Raw genomic sequence first — 15982 nt, forward strand, 5'->3', positions numbered from 1 at the left:
AATTGCTCAAAAAATAGCGAGTAATTTTACCGTATAATTACAATTTTTACAAATATTAACGAAAATTTTTTTATGACATATGCCTTGTTTTATGATTGGTAATTTAGGCAATTTTTGGGTAAAATAGGCGGATTATCTTATTATCTTTTACCCTACTTAAATTCTTAAATTGCAAAATACCATCATGAAAAATTCCCAAGAAAATATCCACCTACCCAATTTTCATGTTCATCTGGTGCGTCAGCATGATGATGGCTTTATTAATGAAGACATTGATTTGGCAGAGTATATTGGTACCTATGGCAAAGGCTTGATTTTGTATTTTTATCCCAAAGACAACACCCAAGGATGTAGCGTGCAGGCGAGCGACTTTACCGCCTTGTCCGATGAATTTGCCAAACTTGGCTATGTGGTGCTTGGTGTGTCTCGTGATGGCGTACGCTCGCATCAGAATTTTATCAGCAAAAAAGAGCTGGGCATTGGGCTTATCAGCGACCCTGATGAGGTGCTGTGCCAGCATTTTGATGTCATCAAAGAAAAAATGATGTACGGCAAAACCCACCTAGGCGTGGTGCGTTCGACGTTCGTGTTTGACAAAACAGGGGAGATGGTCGCAAGTTTTCGCAACATCAAAGCCAAAGAACACGCCAACGCTCTACTGGACTTTTTAAAAACCCTATGAAAGTCATGCACTTATCATCATCGTTAAAGCACGATGAATCCGAACGGGGTATTTTTGCCATCACGCATGCCCTATCCAAAGCAGGGCATGAATCCGTGGTTATCGGCTCTGCCACCACCGATGATGAGCTTGTACTTCGCTTGCTTCGTGATGACACCGAGTATTATCGCATTCCCATGGCAAAAAAATCGTGGCTGTCATTGGTACATGTCCTAAAACTTAGACGACTCATCAGTGAACACGAGCCCGACATCGTACACATCCATTCTCGCACGCCTGCATGGGTGCTACATTGGGCAATCCGTCCGCTACCTGACGACAAAAAACCCAAAATCGTGGCGACCATCTATGGCTTTTATCCATTTAACAACTACGGCAAAGCCCTGTTTTTCTCTGACGTCATCATCAGTGCATCTCGCAGTATTGACAAATATCTCAAAGAAAAACTCGCCATCAAAAAAGAAGAATACAACATCCAAGAATTCCCCTTTAAAATCGTCTGCGTCCGCCGTGGCGTGGACACTCGCAAATACCCCTATCGCCATCATGCATCCGTGCATTGGCTTCATGGCGTGTTTGCCGAATATCCCGAACTTGAACACAAAAAATGGCTCGTATTTCCCACACCTGTCGGACATGAATACGGTCAAGACTGGCTTGTGGATATTTTGGGCAACTTACAAGAAAAATTCCCAAGCATCCACGCCATCATCATGGAAGATGATTTGGCAAACGCCACCGACCAAGACGTCGCCCACGAAGAATTTGTCCAACGCCTGCACGCTTTGGGACTAAACAGCCGTGTGACGTTCATCGGACGGCGACCCCCCGACATGAAAGAATGGCTGTCATCTGCCAATGTGGTGCTTGCCCTTGCCGAACGCCCCGAGAGTATTGGCATTACCGCCATTCAAGCGATACATCTTGGCACGCCTGTCATCGGTTGGGCAAAGGGGGCATTTGCCGACATCCTACAAACCACCTATCCCCAAGGACTGGTCAAAGAAGAGACCGCCCTTGCTCTGTGCAAAAACATCAAATTCCACCTACAAAACAAAACTCGCCCCCCAATGACGCACGAATACACCATCGAGCAGATGACTGCTGAGACTTTGGCGGTGTATCAGTCGCTCGTGCCAGACTGTCATTTGGTTGATAAAGATAGGCATGATAATCTGGTCTGTGTCAAAGCCGAAAGTGCCTAAAAATCATGGGTTTGCAAGTTATTTTTTCACGGAGCGTTTACAGGCGTTTTAAAATTATTTATAATCGGTTTTGTAGATTATTTGGTTTTATAAAAATAATCTACCTTTTTATTGGTTATATAAGGCTGTTTTATGAAAAAACTAAGCAAGCTTGGCAAAATCGCCCTAACATCTGTCCTATCAGCAACCCTGCTATCAGGCTGTGCAACCAGTGCATTGTTAGAAAAGGACTCAGGCGGTACTTACACCACCACCCAAAAGAGGGTACTAACCAATGACGTCGTTGTGGCATTTGGTAAGCCGTCATTAAAGCTACCCAATATCCCATCGGATGCGGTCGTGATTGTCGGTCAGCGTAACAGCTATGTGTTGGTTGAAGGCGGGACTCGCTTTAACAATCTCATCACTCGCCTTGACCCACGCTACATCAATCTTACCAAAGGCTTGGACTTTTATTCTGCCAATAATGACGGCAGTTTTACCGGTGAGCTTGCCTTTAAATACACCAAGCTAAAAGCCGAAGTGACCAACGAAGAGCTAAACTTCTTTTTACAAAATGGCGTCAAAGAGTGCACCAATCACAGCGAATCGAATCTTGGGGCTCAAAGCTACTGCTTTGATATTCCCCTAAAAGGTCACACCTATCCTGCCGTGAGCAACCAGTCTAGCCTAAAAGCACTGAGTAAAGCCTACCCTGTCACCATCTACACCAACGAGCAAACCACGGCTTACCGTGAAGGGCAAAGCAGTTCTGTTGAAAAATTGGTGCTGTTTCCTTTCGCCGCTGCTTTTGATGTAGTCACCTTGCCACTGCAAATCATCGGGCAAATTTTTGACTGATATTAAAGTTTATGGTTGATAAATAGGACGTATTTGGGTGCGTCCTATTTTTGTGGATAATTGCTCTGTGATGATGATTGCCATAGGAAAAACATAGAAGTCATGATAAAATACGCCTTTTGCCATGACAATGACATCAAGGACATCTTGTGGATACCGAACTCATCAAAATCATTCTTGCCTTTGTGGTGCTGATAAATCCGTTTAGTGCCTTGGGGCTTTTTTTAAACATAACCAAAGGTTATCCTGCCAAAGACCGCCAAAAAGTCGCCCAAATCGCCTGTGTGACGGTGTTTGTGGGTATTGCTTTTTTTACCATTTTAGGTGAGAGCCTGCTAAAAGTGCTGGGCATTTCGGTGGGGTCGTTTCAGGTAGCAGGTGGGATTTTGGTATTCTTGATTGCCATTAACATGATGAATGGCGGTGGCAACCCTGTCAAGCCCAACGAAGAAGAAGTGGAAGTGAGCTCATCCTTGACAGCGTCAGCGGTCGTGCCTCTTGCTATCCCGATGATGATAGGGCCAGGCGGTATCTCAACGGTCATCATTTATTCCAGCCAAGTCAAAGGCGTGTTTGAAGTAGGCATGATTTTGGCGGCGGGGCTGTGCATTAGTATGTTTTGTTATGCATCACTCATGGCGGCAGGTAAAATCAGTCGCTTTTTGGGTGATACAGGGCTTAACATCCTAAGTCGTATCATGGGCATGCTACTTGCGGCGGTGGCGATTGAGATTTTGATTAATGGACTTAGAACCTTATTTCCACAGCTGATGAGCTAAGCACGCTACAAAAAGCAAACATGATAAAACAAGGCTTGTGTTATAATTTTTGCCTTTTTGCTTGTTTGAACATACCCATGCCAATATTTAACATCAAAACTCCCAAAAAAGGCACCTTGCTTTATAAAATCTATGACTTTTTTCGGGATAACATTAACCTTGCTATTTCAATCATTGTCGCTATTTGTGTGTATTTTTCTTTGTCTGATGTGCGTTTTTTAAAGCGGTTTGTGCCAAGCATTAACATGGAGACGGTGTATTTGTTGGCGTGGGACAGCTTTTTGGTAGCGTATTTGCTACTGGCACTTAGAATGTTCATTACAACGAACTCCGAAGACATCAAAAAACGAGCTCATGAGCAGTATGAACGCAAACGCATCATGCTTATTTTGATACTAATCACGTCTTTTATTAGTATGATTGCCATTATTAATGAGATGCGTATCAGTGCTCAGTATGAAGGTTGGCTCTCTACCTTACATGTTTGCATCACTTTTGGTACGCTCATTGTCTCATGGTTGTTTATCCATACTTTGTTTGCCTTGTAGGTATTGTTAATTGAGTATACTTTTCTAGAAAGCCGTTCGTGGTGAGCTTGTCGAACCATAACGGTTTTCCTAGACTTCGACAAGCTCAGTCCGAACGGAAAACCTTAAAATCTATCTTTATTTAACAATACCGCCTTGTATTATGCCCATGGTTATTATGATGCCACTCATGACGATAAATATCCGCTTGATTTTCCTTATGAAAACAACCCTGATTATTGGGATTTTTTGTATTTTGCGTTGGGTATTGGGGCGACAGGGGGCGTGCCTGATGTCTCATTTACCAGTAAAAAACTCCGTCGTGTGGGGACGTTTCATAGTGTATTGTCCTTTTTCTTTAATACGGCAGTGTTGTCGCTGGTGATGGAGATGATGGGGTCGCTGGTTTCGCCATAAAATGATTTAATGTGATGAAATGGGTGTGAAAATTGGTAGAGAATTTTGCCAAAATGTTGTATCATAAAGAGTTTTTGTGATTTTAAAAAGTGATGTATTATGGAAAAAATGCGTAATTTTATGCAGAGTTGGGCGGGTAAGGCGGTGCTTATCATCACGCTCATTCCTATGGCATTTTTGGGTGTGCAGTCATTTAGCGGTGGTGGGCAGATTGCCCCCAACCAAATCGTCAAAGTGGGCGATACTGCCATTGATACCACAACCTTTCAGTCAGAGGTCAATAATTATCGGACTCGCCTGCTTGAACAAGTGGATGGCAGTCTGATTAATGATAAAGCCCTAAATGATGAAGTGTTAGACAGCATGATTGACAGAGCGTTGTTAGAAAACCAAGCTCAGTTTTTTGGTATGACGGTCTCTGATGATGCCATTACTCGTCTACTACAAGCTGACCCGACTTTCCATGATGCTAACGGCAAATTTTCTAATGATGTGTTTGCTCAGTATTTACAAAGTCGCGGCATGACCAAGGACATGCTCTTTGCCATGTTTCGCACGCAGTTGTCGCTACGACAGCTCACGAGCAGTATTTTGGGAACGGCTGTTTATCCTGACAGTCAAATCAGTCGCTTGATAGACCTGCAAACCCAAAGCCGTGAAGCGTGGGTGGTGCGTTATAACTGGCAGGATTTTGCCGATAAAGTGACGGTTAGCCCTGCTGAGATTGAGGCTTATTATAACGCCAATAAAAAAGACATGATTCAGTCGCCAAGCGTGGATTTGGCTTATGTCACTCTAAGCGATGCTGACATTAAAGTGGATGCTGTGAGTGAAGATGAGATTCGTGCAGAATATCAAGCCAGCCTACAAGGTCAAGGCGATGGCAGACAGTTGTCGCATATTCTCTTGATGGGAGATAATGCCGAGCGTCGTGCCAAAGACATCAAAGCAAAACTTGATGCAGGCGAGTCTTTTGAAGCACTTGCCAAAGCACATTCGGATGACCCCACAGGTGAGAGCGGTGGCGACATCGGAAGCTATAACCCTGCCTTTTTTGGTGACAGTAGCAGTGCTGTAGAGAATGCCATCAGTGGGCTGACAGCAGGGGGCGTGAGCGAGCCTGTGCAGACAGGGTTTGGTTATCACATCTTTAAAGTCACCAAAATGGGCGATGCCCCAAGCCTTGATAGCATGCGTGATGAGCTAACCAAACGAGCGACCGAGCGTAAACGTGCTAACGCCATGAACGAGATGATTACCAAAATCAACACCATGGCGACCGACAGTATGGGCATTAGCGACATCGCCCAAGAGACGGGACTGACCGCCCGTAGCATTAAAAGCTATACCAAGGATAACAACACCAGCGAGCTGTCCGCTCCTGTGGTGGTGTCGGCGGCCTTTGACGACTTTGCCATCAGCGACCAATCGGTCAGTCCCAACATCACGCTCGCTGACAAAACGGTGTGGGTACAGCCGACCAATTACCAAGATGCCAGAGAGCTGACATTGGCAGAAGCGAGTGAGCAAATCAAGGCGACCCTAACCAAACAAAAGGCCATCAAACTTGCCCTAGACACAGCCAATGCTCGTGCCAAAGAAGACCCGGCGACCCTTGCCAAGTCTGCCCAGCGTCTAGGCGTGGTCACTCGCCAAAGCCCAGAGCTACTGCCTGCCGAGCGTGCTAGCCTGTTTGTACATAACAAAGACGGCATGAGTGCGTGGGTGGTAGAGACGGATGCAGGGGCGAGTGTCATGGTGGGCGATAAAGCCCAAAGCACGGCAACCGCCCAAATCTCGGATGCAGAACGTCTGTCAGCCTCACAAATCATCCGTGATAATGTCGGTCAAGACCAACTCCAAGACTATTTGCACTACCTGCGTGACACCAAAGAAGTGCAAATCAATGAACAAGCCATGTCTGGACACTAAGACAAGCATAATATCAAAAACCCATATTCACAATATGGGTTTTTCATTAGACGAGTCATGTTAATGATAAATATCAATACCCCTACCACCAAACCCAATTTCCACACCCACTTTATCGCCCAAACGGACGCAAGTTTTGCCCTGTGGCTATCCGCCCTTAGCACCCAAAGCAAAGACCATTTGACCTTAGTCATTTGCCAATCCCAAAGCGAACTGCAACGCCTTGCCGATGAACTGCACTTTTTTGGGATATCCGCCCATGTGTTTGCCGATTATGAGACGCTTGTTTATGACAATCTGTCGGTACACCAAGACATTATTTCCGAGCGGATTGACCTTTTGACCCACATGCCGACAAGTGGCGTGCTACTGGTGAGCGTGCAGACACTCATGCAAAAAATCACACCGCCAAGCTATCTTTTGGGGCGGTTTTTTGATTTGAATGTGGGCGACACCTTTGATATAGAGCATGAGCGTGAACGTCTTGCCAAGGCAGGCTACAAGGCGGTGGACAACGTCTATATGGCGGGCGAATTTGCCGTGCGTGGGAGCATTGTGGATATTTTTGCGGTGGGGCAAGTCTTGCCGTTTCGTTTGGAATTATTTGACGATGAGATAGAAACGATTAAATTTTTTAATCCTGATACCCAGCGAACCGTTACCGATGAAGAGCTTGATAAGCTCAAAAAAGACGGCGTATTTGACGACAAAACCACCCCAACATCGCCCAAAGTGGCAAGTTTTCGCCTGTTGCCTGCCCGTGAATTTGACTTAGACGACAAAGAGGCGTTCCGCCAGAATTTTGCCAGCCTATTCCCCAATGCGTCCGCTCGCAAGGTGGAATTTTATAACGATGTCATGAATGGCATACAGCCGTCTGGGGTGGAGTATTACGCACCGCTGTTTTTTGACTTGCATGAATGGCAAACGACAGGCACGCTGTTTCATTATTTACCCAAAAATACGCTGGTTGTCTGTGATGACAATTTGTCCGCTCATCATCACGACTTTTGGGAGCAGGTAAACGCACGCTATCATTCTCGGGCGTTTGATAAGGACGTGCCAATCCTGCCCCCTGATTATTTGTATTTGCCAAGCAATGAATTTTTTCAAGCCTTAAAAACTTACCCAAGGGCAGTATTTCAACAACCGTTCGTGGTGAGCTTGTCGAACCATGACGGTTTTCCGCCACCCGCAGGCATGGCTCAGGGCGAACGGAAAACAGCGAATGGCAATAAAGAAAATCCACTTGCCTTATTTCGTCAATTTACCGTCCATACTGTCCCCAATTTGCCAATCAATCATCAAAAAGACGAACCATTGGGCGAGTTTTTGGACTTTGTGGGGGCGTGCGATGAGCCGATTTTGCTTGTGTGCGAAAGTGCAGGTCGCCGTGAGATTATTTTAGAATTATTAAAGGGCAAACTTGACAGCGACACGGTGGCGGATTTTGGTGAGTTTTTGGCGAATTTGGATAAATTTACCCAAAAAATTGCCCTAACTGTTGCCCCAATAGAGCGTGGATTATGGTTAAAAAATGAGCAAAACCAAGGTTTTTGTGTCATTAGCGAAACGCAAATTTTTGGGCGGGTGGTCGCCACCACCAAACGCAAACGCCAAAATGCCTTATCACAAGCCTTTTTGATAAAGTCGGTAAGCGAGATGACCGAAGGGTCGCTTGTCGTGCATTTGTCCTATGGCATTGGGCGGTATCAAGGGCTTGTTGTGCTTGATGTGGGTGAGGGCGAGCAGGAATTTATCCATATCAAATATGCCGATGATGCCAATGTTTATGTGCCGATTACCAATCTTGCGTTGATTGGGCGGTATAGCGGTACCGATAGCGAGGCGGTGCAATTGTCAAAACTTGGCTCGGGCAAGTGGGACAAGGCACGCCAAAAGACCTTGACCGACATTTATGATGTGGCGGCGGAGCTTTTGAATGTGCAGGCAAGGCGAAACGCCAAAGCAGGCATTAGCTTTGACATTGATATGGCAAGTTATGAGCTGTTTGCTAGTGGCTTTGCCTATGATGAAACGCCTGACCAGCAAAGTGCCATTGAAGCGGTGATGTTTGATATGAAACAGACTAAACCCATGGATAGGCTTATCTGTGGCGATGTGGGCTTTGGTAAGACAGAAGTGGCAATGCGAGCGGCATTCATTGCGGTGCAGGCAGGCTATCAGGTGGCGGTGCTTGTGCCAACCACGCTACTGGCGGGGCAACACGAGGACAGTTTTAAGGACAGATTTGCTGATTGGGCGATTAGGATTGAAAGCTTGTCTCGTTTTGTCGGTAAAAAAGCCCAAGACAAGGTGTTGGCTGATTTGGCGGACGGCAAGGTGGATATTGTCATCGGTACGCATAGGCTACTACAAGACGATGTCAAATTTAAAAATCTAGGCTTGATGATAATTGACGAAGAGCACCGTTTTGGCGTACGCCACAAAGAAAAAATCAAAGCCATGCAAGCGGACGTGGATACGCTCACAATGACCGCCACACCCATTCCACGCACGCTCAATATGGCATTATCGGGTATGCAGGACATTTCTATCATTGCCACACCGCCTGCCAGACGGCTTGCTATTAAGACTTTTGTCGCTGAAAAGAGTGAGCAGACAACCAAAGATGCGATTTTGCGTGAGATTTTGCGTGGGGGGCAGGTGTATTATTTGCACAATGACGTGGCGAGCATTGACACGGTGGCGGAGAACTTGTCCGAGCTGATTCCTGAGGTGCGTGTGGGCGTGGCTCATGGGCAAATGGCGGAGAAAGAGCTTCACGATGTCATGAGTGATTTTTATCATAAAAAAACCAATGTGCTTGTTGCCAGTACCATTATTGAGACAGGCATTGACGTGCCAAACGCCAATACGATTATTATCAACCGAGCCGATAAATTTGGGCTTGCCCAGTTGCACCAACTGCGTGGGCGAGTGGGGCGGTCTCATCATCAGGCGTATTGTTATTTGTTTGTGCCGTCCATTAAGGGGCTGACGACTGACGCCAAAAAACGCCTTGATGCCATTAGCCGAGCCAACACGCTTGGGGCAGGGTTTATGCTGGCGAGCGAGGATTTGGAGATTCGTGGGGCAGGCGAGATTTTGGGCAAAGAGCAGTCGGGCAATATGCAGACCATTGGTTTTGGGCTGTATATGGATATGCTAGAACGTGCCACAAAGGCGATAAAATCGGGCAACACGCCAAGTCTAGCGACCCCGCTTGATTTGGTGAGTGATATTAACATTCATGCGTCTGCCTTGATACCGAGCGATTATTTGGCGGACGTGCATGAGAGGCTTTTGTGCTATAAGCGTATCGCCAATGCCGAGACGGTGGACGAGCTCAATGAGATGCGTGCCGAGATGATAGACCGTTTTGGGGTGATGCCGACCGCCCTTGCCAATTTGTTTTTGGTGCACAAAATGCGAGTGCAAAGCATACCACTTGGCATTAGCAAAATTGACGTAACTGCTCATGGGCTTAGCATGGAGTTTAAGGCGGATACGCCTGTGGACGGTTTGGCGATTATCAAGCTCATTCAGTCTAATGACGGCTATCGCATGAATGGGGCGACAGGGCTAAAATACACCTTTAAAGATGAAAAAGACGTGGTGGGGCGGACGAATGTGGTGTTTGAACTCATGAAATATTTGCATGGGTATATTGTCAAAGAATAAGGATAGACCATGAACGCACTTACACTCACCACCCTATCTTTTGGCATGGCAATGGATGCCTTTGCGGTGGCGGTGGCAAAAGGGGCAAGCGAGCAACGCCCACGCCTATGGCAAGCGGTGCAGGGTGGACTGTTCTTTGGGGTGGTGGAAGGGCTGGCTCCGTTTATCGGTTATTACTTGGGTAAGGCTACTGAGAGTTGGGTGCAAGCCTTTGACCATTGGGTTGCCTTTGGACTGCTTGGGGCGTTGGGCGTGCGGTTTATTTATGGGGCGGTGTGTCATGATGAACAAGCGAATAAGCAAACCAATGAACAAAAAGCCGAGCAAAAACAAGCAAACACTTCAAACATCGCCCTAATGCTCATTACCGCCATTGCCACAAGCGTTGATTCGGTGGTGGTGGGCGTGTCGCTGGCGTTTTTGGACGTGAACATCGTCTTGGCATGCGTGCTGATAGGACTTGCCACGACTGTTATGGCAACAGGCGGACTGTATCTTGGCAACCGCTTGGGAGCGAGCTTTGGGCGTTATGCGATGGGTGTGGGTGGTGTGATGCTAATTGGTATCGGTGTGTTTATTTTGGGGATGCACTTGGTGGAGCATGGTTAAACCGCACTTCTATCAAACACTTCCCGTAACTCAAAACTCGTGTGTAACTGACTGACCCCGTCAATTTTGCTTAGCCTATGGAGCAAAAACTCTTCATAATGGCTCATATCACGCACCACGACCTTTAACAGATAATCTTCCGACCGCCCTGTAACAAGGCTACATGACACCACTTCATCAAAGGTTTTGATGTGATTTTCAAATTCGCCAAAGCGTTCGGCGGTGTGCTTATCCATGCTGACCGCCACAAAGACGGACAATGTGTTACCCAGTGAGCGTGCGGACGTATGAGCGTGATAGCCTGTGATAACACCCATGTCTTCAAGCCGTTTAATTCGGCGAATGACAGGCGTGGCGGACAGATTGACTTGCTCGGATATGTCGGCAATAGCAAGGCGAGCGTTGTCCGTGAGTAGTTTTAGGATTTTGTGATCAATAGGGTCTAGGCTAATGGCGTTCATGTTGGAAAATTATCAAAATTTGGTGGATTTTACCATAAAATCAGCATTTTTTGGTAAATATGGCTAAAATCTGCCAAAAATTTTTGTAAAATTGGTAAAAATTAGTGCAAAATTTTGGTATGATAATACAATGATTTATTAAGGTTTTCCGTTCGCTCTAAGTTTATCGAAGGGCGGGAAAACCCTTGTGGTTCGACAAGCTCACCACGAACGATTTTAATTTAAAAAATATAGCGAGCCTAGCCATGCCAACACCCAAAATCACCCCCAAAAACCCCGCTTTTGATTTTACCAAATACCGCCCTTTTGAATTCGCCCCGCACCTGCCCGACCGCACTTGGTGCGACAAACGCATAGAAAAAGCCCCGATTTGGGCGAGTGTGGATTTGCGAGACGGCAATCAAGCCTTGATTGACCCGATGACCATTGAGCAAAAATTACGCTTTTTTAAATTGCTCGTGGCGGTTGGTTTCAAGGAAATTGAGATTGGTTTTCCGTCTGCCGCCCAAGTGGAATTTGACTTTACACGCCTTTTGATTGAAGGAAACCATGTGCCTGATGATGTTACTTTGCAGGTGCTTGTACAGGCTCGTGAGCATTTGATTGAGCGTACCTTTGAGAGCCTAAAAGGGGCAAAACGTGCCATTGTTCACGTTTATAATAGCACCTCAAGGGTGCAACGTGATAAGGTGTATCAGCTTGACAAGGACGGTATTAAGGCGATTGCGGTGGGTGGGGCGACCCTGCTAAGAGACATTGCCAAACGTTATCCCGAGACCGAGTGGATTTTTCAGTACAGTCCTGAGAGTTTTAGCCAGACCGAGACGGATTTTGCCGTAGAAGTGTGCCAAGCGGTGTGCGATGTGTGGCGACCCCAAGATGGGCAAAAAGTGATTTTGAACCTACCTGCAACGGTAGAAGCGTCCACGCCCAACCTATATGCCGACCAGATTGAGTATTTTTGTCGTCACTTGCCAAGCCGTAAAGACGTAATTGTGAGCCTGCACACGCATAACGACCGTGGCTGTGGCGTGGCGGCAAGTGAGCTTGGCGTGATGGCAGGGGCTGACCGTGTGGAAGGCACATTGTTGGGTAATGGCGAGCGTACGGGCAACATGGATATTTTGACCATGGCGATGAATTTGTACACACAAGGGGTAGACCCTGAGCTTGACTTGTCGCAGGCGAGCGAGATTGTGCAAGTGGCGACCGACTGCACCAATTTGCCCGTACACCCACGCCATGCCTATGTCGGTGAACTTGTGTTCACGGCATTTAGCGGTTCGCACCAAGATGCCATTAAAAAGTCGCTTGATTATAATGAAAAGCACCCCGAAACCGAACAGCATTGGGACGTGGCATACTTGCCCATTGACCCTGTGCATATCGGGCGGAGCTATCAAGACGTGGTGCGTATCAATAGCCAGTCGGGCAAGGGTGGGGCGGCGTATATTCTGCAACGTCATTATGGCTTTGATTTGCCACGCTGGACGCAGATTGATTTTGCCAAAGTGGTGCAGAACCAAGCCGAGAGTTTGGCTCGTGAGCTAAAAACAGATGAGCTCCTTGACATCTTTACCAAGACTTATCTGACCCAAGAGACCTTTAAATTAAGTGATTATCAGATTAACAACAAGGGCGGAGACGTATCCTTTAACGGACAAATCGCCACGCCCACAGATGTGCTAGAAATCATCGGGCAGGGCAATGGGGCGTTGTCGGCATTTATTGACGGACTGGTCAAGGCGACAGGTAAGGACATTCACGTGACCAATTATTCAGAGCATGCCATTAACACCAAGGCGACCGAGAGCCTGCTTGATGATGAGCTGGGCGACAACCAAACCAACTCAGCGGCGGCGGCGTACGTTCAGCTTAATGTGGCAGGCAAGGTGTATTCAGGCATTGGCGTGTGTAGCAGTACCGTCTCTGCCATGCTAAAAGGCGTGCTGTCGGCATTGTCGCAGGCGTGGTAATTGTTGTGGTGTAATGATCAAAAGGGCGAGAATATTCGCTCTTTGTTTTTTTTCAATATGGGGCGTGAGAATGAATTGTGACTTATTCAAGCACAATAGGTCATAAGGGTAAATTGCAATTTTTTATTATAAATACATCTAAAGGTAAGGTAAATCAATAGTGTTAAGATGTCATCAATGATAGGCATGCACTAGCATTTATTTAGCCCTAATGTTTGACTAATCAGATCATAAGCAATTGTCCCTTGCTTGGGAATTAGTGGCAGGTCATCTTTACCAAAGAACTGAGCATGGGACAGCTCATCTTCATCGATGACAATATCCCCCGACTTATAAGTGGCACAAAAGCCAAGCATGAGATTGGTCGGATATGGCCAAGCTTGGCTTTTGATGTAGCGGATGTTATCCACGTGAATGCCGGTCTCTTCTAGTACTTCACGATGAATGGTCATCTCGGCACTCTCGCCCACTTCCATAAATCCAGCGATAAGTCCATACATGCCTGTTGCCTGATGGCGATGATGTTGTGCCAATAGGATTTGGGACTGACCCGTCACAGGGCAGGAACGGGTGATGGCGATGATGACACAAGGCTGTATCTTGGGATAAAAATGCTGATGGCAGGTGGGACATGCCATGGCGTTTTCTTTGCGGTGGCGTACTGTTTTGGTGCCACAATAGCCACAGAATTGATTGCCCTTTTGCCATAATAACAGCTGAATGCCTGCCGAGATTTCATGGGCGGTGTGGCTGTCGGTTGCGGCAACGGCATGGCGATAAGCGATAAACTCGCCATCAAAAGGATATGGCTTAGTCATCTTTTGACAATCCATGGCAAATATCCGTCTGCCATCATGTCCAAAATGTAGCAGTTCAACCACGCCTAGTGTGTCATCCAAACCATCATCCAAGTCGTCTAAGCCATCTATGCCTATCTTAGTATGACAAAACGCATAAGGTTTGCCATCACGACAAAAAACACGCTCGCCATCAACGACCCATATTACATGGGTAGCCGATGACTGGGCGTCTACTGTGTTGATATTCTGATGGCTCATGCCACGAGCTGATTTAAGCTATTTTGGCTGATGAGAATGCTTTGTTCATTGGTAGGGCGGTTTTCTTCAAAGTTTTCAAATTCAAAGTCTGCCGCCACCAAGACATCTGCCCAAGCGTTGCTGATGCGAATCAGCTCATTATCAGGGGAGGTTTTGACCTTATCAAGCAGTCCGTTTTCTAAGCGACGAGCCAACAGGTATAGCTGAGCTGAGATAGCAGATAGGCGTAGGAACGCTGCTGCTCCCGCCACTTGGCGAATCATCTCAGGTGTGTTTTGCAGATTCATGATGTCGCGGTTGCTATCTGCGATATAGTCAGTCAATGCCAAAGTCGCCGCAGTTAGGTTGCTACGTGCTTCTTTGACCAAAGTTTCATAAGAAGTATCGAGCTGATGTAGTGAAGAAGTATCGAGCTGATGTAGTGAGATTTCACGGTTGTGTAGGGGTAATTTAACCGCCCCAGGGGTGTGGCTCTTGGCAAGGAAGATGGCAGCATTCTCAGCAACCAATAGTTTATCTAAGAATGTGTCCAAGTCTTCTAGGGTGGGATTTTGCCATCCGCTCACTTGTGCTGACGCTGCTGTTAGTGCTTGGCTAGCGTCGGTAAGCTCTAACAAGGTCATGGTCTGGGATAAGGTATTAAGCTCGGCTTTGATGTCATCAATGCTGACCATGTCACCAATCTCACCCATGCCGTTAGAGGCACGCACGAATTTATCTACTTTTTGTTTGATTGTTTCTATTTGCTCTTGAATCAAATTATTGAGCGTATCGGTGATTTCACGGTTGGGCCCGAATAAGAAACGTTGCATTTCGCTAAACTTGGTGTCGCTTACTCGGTTTAGGGCGTACTTTTGATTGGCAAGGGTGGCAAAATCTTTGTTTTTGTTGCAAGCAAAGCTGACCATTTCGGCAAAACGACGGTCCTCAATCGGCAGATAGTCAGAAAATTGCTGTTCTAGATAAACCAAGATACGCTTTTTGGCATGGCTTAGCGGTAGGTCGTTGGCGATGTTTTGGGTGATGGTCTTTGCCGATTGCCAAAATAAGGTGTCAGAATGTTGGGCAATCAAAGCACAGGCTTTGGTCATGCCATCTAATTTTTGACGTTCATCATCAGAGATGACCCCGTCTTTATTTTCAAGCATGACAGACAGACCTGCACGGTAGGCTTGGGTCAAGGCTCTGACATTGAGTCCAAGCGTGCTAAGAGAAGCGTAGTTTGCTTGGGGGTCGGCGATGATGACGCTGTTAATGTTTTGGTTTAGGGTGGTGGATTCGATGACAGCATGTCCCAAATGCTCGCCCAGTTTATTAATGATGGGTAGTAGCAGGGCAGGTTCGGGCGTTTCTTTTAATAAGACAAATTCAACATAGCGGTCTAGTAGCATGATGGCTTCTGAGATGTCCGTCATCAGAATCTCATTTTCATCTTCGTCGCCATCGGCATTACCATGCAACAGGGTATAACTTGCTGATAGATTTTCGGCAAGCAGTCCTGCTCCGTTAAAAGCAATCAATTTAAAAATGGCAGATAACTGTGATAGGTTATTTGCTGAGTCTAACAGCAGGGGGGCTTGGTCAGGGTCATCATAAAACTCACGCAAATGCACTTCGGCGTCTTTTAGCACAGAGCCGATTTCATTACGCAAAATATGAAGTGATGACAAGTCAAAATTGGTGGCGGTTTTGGCTGATTGAGTCATGATAATCCTGTTGTTTTACAGCACGCATTAATAATCGCTACATTTAACCATGTTTGGCGAAACTTGGCAAGTAAAATTATGCTAAATAGGGCAAATATCGGATAAA

At 46.5% G+C, this 15982-nt stretch carries 11 protein-coding genes and 1 pseudogene; 9 read left to right on the forward strand and 3 right to left on the reverse strand.

The genetic code is table 11. The features are described 5' to 3' along the window. The first annotated feature begins 184 nt into the window (after positions 1–184). The 8 genes and pseudogenes from DX073_RS00385 (at position 185) to DX073_RS00425 (ending at position 10675) form a co-directional block, all read left to right on the forward strand. Positions 185–682 (forward strand): peroxiredoxin, encoded by a 498-nt coding sequence (locus DX073_RS00385; RefSeq protein WP_404932904.1) that lies wholly within the window; start codon positions 185–187, stop codon positions 680–682. Positions 683–687: 5 nt separating this feature from the next. After that, positions 688–1887, forward strand: a complete 1200-nt coding sequence (locus DX073_RS00390; protein WP_258556831.1) for a glycosyltransferase — start codon at positions 688–690, stop codon at positions 1885–1887. 132 nt (positions 1888–2019) lie between these two features. Continuing rightward, positions 2020–2727: a YidX family protein gene (locus DX073_RS00395; RefSeq protein WP_115004515.1), complete on the forward strand. Its 708-nt coding sequence runs from the start codon at positions 2020–2022 to the stop codon at positions 2725–2727. Positions 2728–2876: 149 nt separating this feature from the next. After that, positions 2877–3506 carry a MarC family protein gene (locus tag DX073_RS00400; protein ID WP_115004517.1) on the forward strand — a complete coding sequence of 210 codons (630 nt, stop codon included), beginning with the start codon at positions 2877–2879 and terminating at the stop codon, positions 3504–3506. 245 nt (positions 3507–3751) lie between these two features. Further along, positions 3752–4450 (forward strand): annotated as a pseudogene (locus DX073_RS14600) (DUF1345 domain-containing protein). A gap of 108 nt (positions 4451–4558) precedes the next feature. Beyond that, complete coding sequence (locus DX073_RS00415; RefSeq protein WP_258556832.1) at positions 4559–6382, forward strand: SurA N-terminal domain-containing protein; 1824 nt, start codon at positions 4559–4561, stop codon at positions 6380–6382. 63 nt (positions 6383–6445) lie between these two features. After that, entirely contained in the window at positions 6446–10066 is a 3621-nt protein-coding gene (gene mfd, locus DX073_RS00420) for a transcription-repair coupling factor (RefSeq protein ID WP_258556833.1), read from the forward strand. Between the two features lie 9 nt (positions 10067–10075). Further along, a complete protein-coding gene (locus DX073_RS00425; RefSeq protein WP_115004526.1) occupies positions 10076–10675 on the forward strand; it encodes a manganese efflux pump MntP in 600 nt (199 codons plus the stop codon). Here the strand turns inward: DX073_RS00425 and DX073_RS00430 are convergent. Then, complete coding sequence (locus DX073_RS00430) at positions 10672–11136, reverse strand: Lrp/AsnC family transcriptional regulator (protein WP_115004529.1); 465 nt, start codon at positions 11134–11136, stop codon at positions 10672–10674. The two genes, DX073_RS00425 and DX073_RS00430, sit on opposite strands and share 4 nt — an antisense overlap. A 245-nt stretch (positions 11137–11381) precedes the next feature. Between DX073_RS00430 and leuA the strand changes: the two genes are divergently transcribed. Further along, the gene (gene leuA, locus DX073_RS00435) at positions 11382–13112 is read left to right on the forward strand and encodes a 2-isopropylmalate synthase (RefSeq protein ID WP_115004531.1); all 1731 of its coding nucleotides are present in this window, start codon (positions 11382–11384) and stop codon (positions 13110–13112) included. A gap of 191 nt (positions 13113–13303) precedes the next feature. On the opposite strand, the gene nudC is transcribed toward leuA, so the two are convergent. Beyond that, the gene (gene nudC / locus DX073_RS00440; RefSeq protein ID WP_115004533.1) at positions 13304–14170 is read right to left on the reverse strand and encodes an NAD(+) diphosphatase; all 867 of its coding nucleotides are present in this window, start codon (positions 14168–14170) and stop codon (positions 13304–13306) included. Then, positions 14167–15876: a hypothetical protein gene (locus tag DX073_RS00445; RefSeq protein WP_115004535.1), complete on the reverse strand. Its 1710-nt coding sequence runs from the start codon at positions 15874–15876 to the stop codon at positions 14167–14169. Before DX073_RS00445 ends, nudC begins: the two co-directional genes overlap by 4 nt. Positions 15877–15982: the final 106 nt, after the last annotated feature.

This window comes from Moraxella lacunata (assembly GCF_900453205.1).
GTDB lineage: Bacteria > Pseudomonadota > Gammaproteobacteria > Pseudomonadales > Moraxellaceae > Moraxella > Moraxella lacunata_B.

Bases quoted from the DNA above. Each gene is read 5' to 3' on its own strand.
- DX073_RS00385 (WP_404932904.1), top strand. From the start codon at position 185: ATGAAAAATTCCCAAGAAAATATCCACCTACCCAATTTTCATGTTCAT.
- DX073_RS00390 (WP_258556831.1), top strand. From the start codon at position 688: ATGCACTTATCATCATCGTTAAAGCACGATGAATCCGAACGGGGTATT.
- DX073_RS00395 (WP_115004515.1), top strand. From the start codon at position 2,020: ATGAAAAAACTAAGCAAGCTTGGCAAAATCGCCCTAACATCTGTCCTA.
- DX073_RS00415 (WP_258556832.1), top strand. From the start codon at position 4,559: ATGCGTAATTTTATGCAGAGTTGGGCGGGTAAGGCGGTGCTTATCATC.
- mfd (WP_258556833.1), top strand. From the start codon at position 6,446: ATGATAAATATCAATACCCCTACCACCAAACCCAATTTCCACACCCAC.
- DX073_RS00425 (WP_115004526.1), top strand. From the start codon at position 10,076: ATGAACGCACTTACACTCACCACCCTATCTTTTGGCATGGCAATGGAT.
- DX073_RS00430 (WP_115004529.1), bottom strand. From the start codon at position 11,136: ATGAACGCCATTAGCCTAGACCCTATTGATCACAAAATCCTAAAACTA.
- leuA (WP_115004531.1), top strand. From the start codon at position 11,382: ATGCCAACACCCAAAATCACCCCCAAAAACCCCGCTTTTGATTTTACC.
- nudC (WP_115004533.1), bottom strand. From the start codon at position 14,170: ATGAGCCATCAGAATATCAACACAGTAGACGCCCAGTCATCGGCTACC.
- DX073_RS00445 (WP_115004535.1), bottom strand. From the start codon at position 15,876: ATGACTCAATCAGCCAAAACCGCCACCAATTTTGACTTGTCATCACTT.